Here is a 3038-nt window from a genome sequence, read left to right as displayed (position 1 = left end):
CATCTGTGGATAAAGCGGCAGCAGCACGCAATGACCTCCAGCATCTCCAGCGCGAGCGTGCCCTGGCCCGCGACCACGCCCGCGTCATCATAGGGATGGATGAACACCAGCCCGCGCGCGGCGGCCAGGGCGTGGGCGTGCGCCGCCGCCTCGGCCAGGGTCTCGCCATGCAGCACGACGTCGGCCCCCCAGGCGGCGGTGCGCGTCACCTTGGTCGCCGGGGTGTGGCGGGGCATGACGATGGTGGCGGCGATGCCGAGCAGGCTGGCGTGGCGGGCGACCGCCTGGGCGTGGTTGCCGGCGGACATGGCGATCACGCCGGCCGCGCGCTCCCCGCCGTCGAGCAGGGCGAGGCGGTTGGCCGCGCCGCGTTCCTTGAACGCGCCGGTCGCCTGCAGATTATCGAGCTTGAGCCAGACATCGGCGCCCGTTGCGCGCGAAACGGCGTCTGAATAGAGGGTCGGTGTCCGCACGACGCGCCCGGCGATGCGTGCCGCCGCGGCCTCGATATCGCCGATGCCGACCGACGGGGCGGCGCCCCCGTCAGCCATAACGGACGTTCAAAACCTCGTAGGAACGGTCGCCGCCCGGCGCGGGCACGCTGATGGTATCACCCGGCTTCTTGCCGATCAGCGCCTTGGCGAGCGGCGAGGACACCGACAGGCGGCCGCTTTTGATGTCGGCCTCGTGGACGCCGACGATCTGGTATTCGGCTTCCTTCTCCGTCTCCTCGTCGATCAGACGGACATGCGCGCCGAACTTGACGTTCTCGCCCGACAGGGTCGAGGGATCGATGACCTCGGCCGAGGAGATGATCTCCTCAAGCTCGGCGATGCGTCCCTCGATGAAGGACTGGCGCTCGCGCGCGGCGTGATATTCGGCGTTCTCCGAAAGGTCGCCATGCGTGCGCGCCTCGGCGATCGCGCGGATCACGGCGGGTCGCTCCTCCGACTTCAACTGCCGCAGCTCATCTTCCAGACGCTGCAGCCCGGGGCCGGTCATCGGAAACTTCTGCACGAGTGTCGGTCCTCAATGGTCAGTCGCACGCCACGGCGATCATCGCCGGAACATCGCCGGCACGCTATCCCCCGCGCGGCGCGGTTCCGGCTGTCAGGCTGTCCGTCCCGGCGCCGCGGCCCGCGTCCGGACTCCGTATCCGTTCGGAGCCGGTCTCCGGGCGGCGGAAACGCGACCGCCGCGGCAAGGGTTCCCCACCGCGACGGATTTCAGAACGAACCGCGAAAGTAGCCCTGAAGCGGGGCGACTTCAAGGGACCCGGCGCGCAGGGCGGCGATGGCGTGCACCGCCGCGCGCGCCCCCGCCATGGTCGTGTAGTGCGGCACGCCGTGGGTCAGCGCGCTGCGCCGGATGGCGAAGCTGTCGGCGACCGACTGCGGCCCGGCGGCGGTGTTGATGACGAGCTGCACCTCGCCCGAGCGGATCGCGTCCACGCAGTGCGGCCGGCCCTCCAGCACCTTGTTCACCACCGCGACGTCCAGCCCCGCCTCGCGGATGCGCGCCGCGGTGCCGCGCGTGGCGATCAGCCGGAAGCCCATGTCCGCCAGCCGCCGCGCGAGGCCCGGCACGCTGCCCTTGTCGGCGTCGCGGATGGAGATGAACACCGCCCCTCCCTCCGGCAGCCGCACCCCGGCGCCGAGCTGCGCCTTGGCGAAGGCGCGCTCGAAACTGTGATCGAGGCCCATCACCTCGCCGGTCGAGCGCATCTCCGGCCCCAGGATCGTATCGACGTTGGGGAAGCGGGCGAAGGGGAACACCGCTTCCTTGACCGCGACATGCGGGGCGATGGCGCGGTCGTCGAGGCGGAAGGACGCCAGCTTCTCGCCCGCCATCACCCGCGCGCCGACCTTGGCCACCGCGACGCCGGTCGCCTTCGCGACGAAGGGCACGGTGCGGCTTGCCCGCGGATTGACCTCCAGCACGTAAACGAGGTCGCCCTTGATCGCGTACTGCACGTTCATCAGCCCGACCACCTCCAGCGCGCGGGCCAGCGCCTCGGTCTCCGCCTTCAGCTCCGTCACCATGGCGGGCGAGAGCGTGTAGGGCGGCAGGGCGCAGGCGCTATCGCCGGAATGGATGCCGGCTTCCTCGATGTGCTCCATCACGCCCGCGACATAGACATCGGTGCCGTCGGCGATGCAGTCCACGTCCACCTCGATCGCGTCGTTGAGGTAGCGGTCGATCAGCACCGGGTTGTCGCCGGAGACGCGCACCGCCTCGCGCATGTAGCGATGCAGGCCGGCGCGGTCGTAGACGATCTCCATCGCGCGGCCGCCGAGGACGTAGCTCGGGCGGATCACCAGCGGATAGCCGATGCGGTCGGCGATCGCCTCCGCCTCCTCCGCGCTGCGGGCGATTCCGTTCTCCGGCTGACGCAGGCCGAGGCCATGCAGCAGCTTCTGGAACCGCTCGCGGTCCTCCGCCGCGTCGATCGCGTCGGCGCTGGTGCCGAGGATCGGGATGCCGGCGCGCGACAGCGCCTGCGACAGCTTCAGCGGCGTCTGGCCGCCGTACTGCACGATGCAGCCGAGCACGGTGCCGCGGCTTTGTTCGCGGCGCACCACCGCGATCACGTCCTCGGCGGTCAGCGGCTCGAAATACAGCCGGTCGGCGGTGTCGTAATCGGTGCTCACGGTCTCGGGGTTGCAGTTGACCATGATGGTCTCGTAGCCCGCGTCCTTGAGCGCATAGGCCGCGTGAACGCAGCAATAGTCGAACTCGATGCCCTGGCCGATGCGGTTGGGACCGCCGCCGAGGATGACGACCTTGCGCCGGTCGGTCGGATCGGCCTCGCACACGGGCGTGCCGTAGCCGCCCTCGTAGGTCGAATACATATAGGGCGTGGCGGAGGCGAACTCCGCGGCGCAGGTGTCGATGCGGCGATAGACCGGCACCACGCCGAGGCGCGCGCGCAGCGCCGCGACCTCGGCCTCGGTGCGGCCGCTCAACGCGGCGAGGCGGGAGTCGGCGAAGCCCAGCGCCTTGAGCCGGCGCAACGCCGTCGCCTCCTGCGGCAGCCC

The 3038-nt window shown here is 70.6% G+C and carries 3 protein-coding genes; all 3 read right to left on the bottom strand.

Going from position 1 to position 3038, the window contains the following annotated elements:
- On the bottom strand, positions 1-551 hold a 551-nt coding region (locus B8460_RS11010; protein ID WP_048861649.1), incomplete at its 3' end, for a pyridoxal-phosphate dependent enzyme.
- Positions 544-1017 (bottom strand): transcription elongation factor GreA, encoded by a 474-nt coding sequence (gene greA / locus B8460_RS11005; protein WP_048861648.1) that lies wholly within the window; start codon positions 1015-1017, stop codon positions 544-546. The genes B8460_RS11010 and greA, both read right to left, overlap by 8 nt.
- 209 nt (positions 1018-1226) lie before the next feature.
- On the bottom strand, positions 1227-3038 hold a 1812-nt coding region (gene carB / locus B8460_RS11000), incomplete at its 5' end, for a carbamoyl-phosphate synthase large subunit (protein ID WP_048861647.1).

It is taken from the genome of Acidisphaera rubrifaciens HS-AP3, from assembly GCF_000964365.1.
Lineage (GTDB): Bacteria > Pseudomonadota > Alphaproteobacteria > Acetobacterales > Acetobacteraceae > Acidisphaera > Acidisphaera rubrifaciens.
Note: the sequence above shows the minus strand (reverse complement) of the source record. Positions and strands in the feature narration are given on the sequence as shown.